The organism is Streptomyces sp. NPDC057638, from assembly GCF_042800315.1.
Taxonomy (GTDB): Bacteria; Actinomycetota; Actinomycetes; order Streptomycetales; family Streptomycetaceae; genus Streptomyces.
Map to the genome: position 1 here is coordinate 1 of NZ_JBHVHF010000384.1, position 6,400 is coordinate 6,400.

Sequence of the window (6,400 nt, forward strand, 5' to 3'; positions counted from 1 at the left end):
GGTGGGGCCATTGTCAGTGGCGTAGGGCAGCATCGGAGATGTGAGATCCGCGCCGACGATTCTGCATCTGGACATGGATGCCTTCTACGCCGCAGCCGAGCAGGCGGCGAAGCCGAGTCTGCGCGGGAAGCCGGTCATCGTCGGAGGCCTCGGGCCGCGCGGGGTCGTCGCGACAGCGTCGTACGAGGCGCGCCGGTTCGGGGTGCACTCGGCGATGCCCATGGCGCAGGCCCGTCGGCTGGCGCCGAACGCGGCCTGTCTGACACCGCGCTTCTCCTTCTACCGCACCATCAGCGAGCAGGTGATGGGGCTGCTGCGGGAGCTGTCCCCGCTGGTGGAGCCGTTGAGCCTGGACGAGGCCTTCGTCGACCTGGAGGCCACGGGAGCCGCCGGAGCCGCCCGGGACACGGTGACGGCGCGCGCGGTGGGCGAGCGGTTGCGCACCGACATCAGAGAGGTCACCGGGCTCACGGGTTCGGTGGGTCTCGCGGGCTCGAAGATGCTGGCCAAGATCGCGTCCGAGCAGGCCAAGCCGGATGGACTGGTGCTCATCGAACCCGGTACCGAGCGGGAGCTGCTGGGCCCCCTGCCGGTGCGGATCCTGCCCGGGGTGGGCCCGGCGACGGGGGAGCATCTGCGCCGGGCCGGGCTGACCATCTGTGCCGAGCTGGTCGAGGCGGGGGAGGACGAGCTGGTTCGGCTGGTGGGAAAGGCCCACGGCACCGCGCTCCACAGCATGGCGCTGGGCCATGACGACCGGCCGGTGGTGGCAGAGCGTGACACCAAGTCGGTCTCGGTCGAGGACACCTTCGATGTGGACCTCCATGACCGCATCCGTATCCGTGCCGAGGTGGAGCGGCTCGCCGAGCGCTGTGTGGAGCGGTTGCGGGCCTCCGGTCACTCCGGGCGCACGATCGTGGTGAAGGTGCGGCGGTATGACTTCTCCACCCTGACCAGGTCGGAGACGCTTCGGGGGCCCACGGACGATCCCACGGTGGTGCGGGAGGCGGCGGCGCGGCTGCTGGAGTCCGTCGACACCACGGGTGGGGTCCGGCTCCTTGGCGTGGGGGTCTCCGGCCTCGCCGACTACACCCAGGAGGACCTCTTCGCCCAGGTGGCACAGGCCGCCGGGGAGCGGATAGCGGTCAGGGACGGGAGGGCCGCCCCTGAGGCCGCTGGTAGCGGTGTTCCGCCCGTGGTGGATGAGAAACCCTCGGGGAGCCCGTCCGGGCCGGGAGAGAACCGCTCCGGGGTGTCGACAGCCCTTCCAGAAGATCGCTCAGGAGGATCGCCCGCCTCTTCCGGTACGGCGGGGGCGGATCGCCGCGCCGGAGTGGTGGCGGCGGGCGGCGGGGCCCCCTCCGATGGGGACGCGGGGCGGGGGGACGGAGCCCCCGGGCAGGGGACGGCCGGTGGTGCGGCGGATCCCGTGCGACCGGGAGGAGAAGGGGGACGAGGGTTCGCGGACGCCGCTCCGGGCGAGGGCGCGCGGGAGCCGGACCAGCCTGGACCAGCCGCTCGTACCGGAGAGCCGGCGGGCGGGGCGGCCGTCCCGGGCGCGCGACCGTCCCTGGCAGGTCCCGCAGGTCCGGCGGGCGCGGACGGGTCGGAGCCGGGTGCCGCCGGGTCGGAGGCCGGGGAGCGGCGCTGGCACGCCGGTCAGGATGTGGAGCACGCCGTCCACGGGGTGGGCTGGGTGCAGGGCAGCGGCGTGGGCCGGGTCACGGTCCGCTTCGAGCGCCCCGATTCCCCGGCGCCGGGGCGGGTGCGGACCTTCCGGGTGAACGACCCGGAACTGAGGCCCTCCGATCCGCTGCCCCTGGTGCCCGTGGCCGGGGCGGCCCCGGGCGGCGGTGGGCAGGGCGGGACGAGCGACGGCGCGGTGGTGTCACCGAGCGGGTCCACGAGTGAGCGCCCCGCACGGGGTTCCCGGTCCCCGGGCGTCGGCGAACGGGGGGCCGGGGAGTCAGATGCCAGGCGGCCCCGTGCCGGCGGGCCGGACGCGGGGGAGCGGCCGATGCCGGTCGAGCCGTCCGGCGGGGCCAGGAGGGATCACTCCGTCTCGCCCGCGATCCGGCCGAAGGACCGGTCCTCACGCGGCGGCGGCGCGGGAGGGGAGGAGAGATCGAGACCGTAGTGGTGGTAGAGCTGGAGCTCCTGCTCGGGGGAGAGATGGCGGCCCACGCCGAAGTCCGGGGCGTCCCTGATCAGGGAGCGTTCATAGGGGACGCGGAGGGCCTCCGCGACGAGACTGCTCGGCGCGAGGGGCACGAAGGCGTCCCGGCTGAAGAGTCCGGTGCGGACCGCCGCCCATTCGGGTGCCCCCGTGGCGTCGTCGAGATACACCTCATCGACGGTGCCGATCTTGGCGCCATCGCGGTCGAACACCTTGCGGCCGATCAGGCTGCGCGGATCGATATCGGTCTGCACGGTCCCTCCAAAAGGTCGCAACTGCTCCTTAAGCCCTACGAAAGTGCACATCGGAGCCTTCGGCCACTTGAGCGAAGGGTGAGGAGACGCGCTGGTAGGCTGGCAAATGGCTGCTGACCCCGTGCGGGAGAGTCCACCGGCAGGCCGCCGGTGGCGCCGAAGGAGCAAATCCTCCCCGGAATCTCTCAGGCACCCTGTACCGCATGGACGAGGTCACTCTGGAAAGCAGGGCGGGCGTCGGACGGCATCCGCTCTCACCGACGGTGAAAGCCGGGGCGCCGAGGCGGGCGGCCCGGTGAAGCTCTCAGGTTGAGATGACAGAGGGGGAGGCCGTCCGGGGCATCCGCCGTGGTGCCCCTCGTAGGTCGCGTGAGACCAGGAGGCCGCCTGATGACCGCCAACCGTATGCCGCTCGCCCAGCTGGAGCGAGGCACTCCGTTCGAGCAGCGCCATATAGGGCCCGACGCCGGAGCGCAGGCCAAGATGCTGGCCCAGGTGGGATACGGCTCGCTGGACGAGCTGACCGCCGCCGCCGTACCCGATGTCATCAAGAGCGCCGAGGCGCTGGGGCTGCCCGAGGCCCGCACCGAGGCCGAGGTGCTGGCCGAGCTCCGTTCCCTCGCCGACCGCAACAGTGTGCTCGCGCCGATGATCGGACTCGGCTACTACGGCACGTTCACGCCCCCGGTCATCCTGCGCAACGTCATGGAGAACCCTTCCTGGTACACGGCGTACACGCCCTACCAGCCGGAGATCTCCCAGGGCCGTCTCGAAGCCCTGCTGAACTTCCAGACGATGGTGGCCGATCTGACCGGTCTGCCCACCTCCGGAGCCTCCCTGCTGGACGAGGGCACGGCGGCCGCCGAGGCCATGGCGCTCTCCCGCCGGGTCGGCAAGGTCAAGAGCGGTGTCTTCCTGGTCGACGCCGATGTGCTGCCGCAGACCCTCGCGGTGATCCAGACCCGCGCCGAGCCGACCGGGGTGGAGGTCGTCAGCGCCGATCTGAGCGACGGCCTTCCCGCCGGGATCGCCGAGCGCGGGGTCTTCGGCGTGCTGCTCCAGTACCCGGGTGCCTCCGGGGCGGTGCGCGACCTCAAGCCGGTCATCGCGCGGGCCCAGGAACTGGGCGCCGTCGTCACCGTCGCCGCCGATCTGCTCGCCCTGACCCTGCTCACCTCGCCCGGAGAGCTCGGCGCCGATATCGCCATCGGCACCACCCAGCGCTTCGGCGTCCCGATGGGCTTCGGCGGCCCGCACGCGGGTTACATGGCGGTCCGGGAGAAGTTCGCCCGCAGCCTGCCCGGACGGCTGGTCGGTGTCTCGGTCGACGCGGACGGGAACAAGGCGTACCGCCTGGCGCTCCAGACGCGTGAGCAGCACATCCGCCGGGAGAAGGCCACCAGCAATATCTGTACGGCCCAGGTGCTGCTCGCCGTGATGGCGGGCATGTACGCGGTCTACCACGGCCCCGAGGGGCTGCGGACCATCGCCCGGCGCACCCACCGCATGGCCGCGGTGCTCGCCGCCGGGCTCACCGCGGGCGGCGTCGAGGTCGTCCACGGCGGCTACTTCGACACCCTGACCGTACGTGTGCCGGGCCGGGCCGACGCGGTCGTGGCCGCCGCGCGCGCGGGCGGGGTCAACCTCCGCCGGGTCGACGACTCCCAGGTCTCCCTCGCCTGTGACGAGACCACCACCCGCGACCACCTCCACACCGTCTGGGCCGCCTTCGGTGTCGAGGGCGATGTCGACGCGCTGGACGCCACCGCCGCCGACGCGCTGCCGGACACACTGCTGCGCGGCGAGGACTATCTGGGCCACCCGGTCTTCCATCAGCACCGCTCCGAGACCTCGATGCTGCGCTATCTGCGCCGCCTCGCCGACCGGGACTACGCGCTGGACCGGGGCATGATCCCGCTGGGCTCCTGCACCATGAAGCTCAACGCGACGGCCGAGATGGAGCCCGTGACCTGGCCGGAGTTCGGCCAGCTCCACCCCTTCGCGCCCGTCGACCAGGTGGCCGGGTTCCTCACCCTCATCCATGAGCTGGAGGACCGCCTCGCCGAGGTCACCGGCTATGACAAGGTCTCGCTCCAGCCCAACGCGGGCTCCCAGGGCGAACTCGCCGGGCTGCTCGCCGTACGCGCCTACCACCGCGCGCAGGGTGACGAGCAGCGGACCGTCTGTCTGATCCCGTCCTCGGCCCACGGCACCAACGCCGCCAGCGCGGTCATGGCCGGGATGAAGGTCGTCGTCGTCAAGACGGCCGACGACGGTGAGATCGATGTCGAGGATCTGCGCGCCAAGATCGAGCGGTACCGCGATGAGCTGGCCGTACTCATGATCACCTACCCCTCCACCCATGGGGTCTTCGAGGAGCATGTCTCCGACATCTGCGCCCAGGTCCATGACGCGGGCGGTCAGGTCTATGTCGACGGGGCCAATCTGAACGCGCTGGTCGGGCTCGCCAAGCCGGGCCGGTTCGGTGGCGATGTCTCGCATCTGAACCTCCACAAGACCTTCTGCATCCCGCACGGCGGCGGTGGCCCCGGTGTCGGCCCGGTCGCGGTGCGCGCCCACCTCGCCCCGTATCTGCCGAACCATCCGCTCCAGCCGGAGGCGGGCCCGGAGACCGGGGTCGGGCCGATCTCGGCGGCTCCCTGGGGGTCTGCGGGCATTCTGCCGATCTCGTGGACCTATGTCCGGATGATGGGTGGCGAGGGGCTCAAGCGCGCCACGCAGGTCGCCGTCCTCGCGGCGAACTACATCGCCAAGCGGCTGGAGCCGCACTTCCCCGTGCTCTACACCGGCCCGGCCGGGCTGGTCGCCCATGAGTGCATCGTGGACATCCGTCCGCTGACGAAGGAGACCAGTGTCACGGTCGACGACATCGCCAAGCGGCTCATCGACTACGGGTTCCACGCGCCGACGATGTCCTTCCCGGTCGCGGGCACGCTGATGATCGAGCCCACCGAGAGTGAGGACCTGACCGAGATCGACCGCTTCTGCGAGGCGATGATCGCGATCCGGGCGGAGATCGAGAAGGTCGCCTCCGGTCACTGGCCCGCCGAGGACAACCCGCTGCGGAACGCCCCGCACACGGCGGCCGCGCTGGGTGGCGAGTGGGACCACGCCTACGGCCGGGACGAGGCGGTCTTCCCGTCCGGTGTCAGCAGGACGGAGAAGTACTGGCCGCCGGTGCGCCGGATCGACGGCGCCTTCGGTGACCGCAACCTCGTCTGCTCCTGCCCGCCGCTGGACGAGTACGAGGGCTGAGCCATTCCGGGTCGGTGGCGGGCGGCACCGTCCGCCACCCACCCGGCCTCTGGCTGATGACATACGTGGGGGCCGGTACGGAGGGATATCTCCGGCCGGCCCCTGATGGTGCGAGGAGGTGACTGACGCTGGTGCGGCGCTCCGGGTGATCGTCTCCCCGGAGGTCTGTCGGTCGTTACCTGGTGTGCGAGCGGGTCTGTGGTGGTGCTCAAGCCGCCGTCATGGCCGTGAGCGGCCGGTGCGGTGCGATGATCTTGCCATCCGGCAGCAGCTCGCCGGTGTCCTCGAACAGCAGCACACCGTTGCACAGAAGGCTCCAGCCCTGCTCGGGGTGGTGCGCCATGAGGCGGGCGGCGTCCCGGTCGGCGGAGTCGGATGTCGGGCACGATGGCTGGTGCTGGCACATGGGCGCGTTCTTTCGCTGTGATGTGGTGAGCAGTGAAGTGGTGACTGTCGCGCGGCTCGACGAGGTGTCCATGGCCGCCCCCCGTATCTCTCGGTCCCATCCCCAGTGTTGCCCCGCGGGCGTCAATCCGCAGGCTTTTTCGGCAGCTCCTCTTACTGCTTAAGGACGTATCACCCAGCGGGACGGTTCAGCCGTGGGTGACTGTCCTTTTAGGTGGTTCACCATGACCGGGATGGACTAGTCCATACGGACAGGTGTGCGCCCCGTGACCACTCAGTGGTCACGGGG

The 6,400-nt window shown here is 71.2% G+C and carries 4 protein-coding genes and 1 riboswitch; of the genes, 2 read left to right on the forward strand and 2 right to left on the reverse strand.

Annotated features, from left to right (window positions below; genetic code table 11):
- Positions 1-40: 40 nt before the first annotated feature.
- Positions 41-2,137 carry a DNA polymerase IV gene (locus ACFVIM_RS31435; RefSeq protein WP_384308645.1) on the forward strand — a complete coding sequence of 699 codons (2,097 nt, stop codon included), beginning with the start codon at positions 41-43 and terminating at the stop codon, positions 2,135-2,137.
- On the opposite strand, the gene ACFVIM_RS31440 is transcribed toward ACFVIM_RS31435, so the two are convergent.
- Positions 2,053-2,430, reverse strand: coding sequence for a PRC-barrel domain-containing protein (locus tag ACFVIM_RS31440; protein ID WP_384308647.1), 378 nt, complete (start codon positions 2,428-2,430; stop codon positions 2,053-2,055). The two genes, ACFVIM_RS31435 and ACFVIM_RS31440, sit on opposite strands and share 85 nt — an antisense overlap.
- A gap of 114 nt (positions 2,431-2,544) precedes the next feature.
- A riboswitch (glycine riboswitch) is annotated at positions 2,545-2,642 on the forward strand.
- 178 nt (positions 2,643-2,820) lie between these two features.
- On the opposite strand from ACFVIM_RS31440, the gene gcvP reads away from it, so the two are divergent.
- Positions 2,821-5,706: an aminomethyl-transferring glycine dehydrogenase gene (gcvP, locus tag ACFVIM_RS31445; protein ID WP_384308650.1), complete on the forward strand. Its 2,886-nt coding sequence runs from the start codon at positions 2,821-2,823 to the stop codon at positions 5,704-5,706.
- Between the two features lie 208 nt (positions 5,707-5,914).
- Here gcvP and ACFVIM_RS31450 read toward each other — a convergent pair whose 3' ends face one another.
- Positions 5,915-6,112, reverse strand: coding sequence for a DUF5999 family protein (locus ACFVIM_RS31450; protein WP_384308652.1), 198 nt, complete (start codon positions 6,110-6,112; stop codon positions 5,915-5,917).
- Positions 6,113-6,400: the final 288 nt, after the last annotated feature.

Bases quoted from the DNA above. Each gene is read 5' to 3' on its own strand.
- gcvP (WP_384308650.1), top strand. From the start codon at position 2,821: ATGACCGCCAACCGTATGCCGCTCGCCCAGCTGGAGCGAGGCACTCCG.
- ACFVIM_RS31450 (WP_384308652.1), bottom strand. From the start codon at position 6,112: ATGTGCCAGCACCAGCCATCGTGCCCGACATCCGACTCCGCCGACCGG.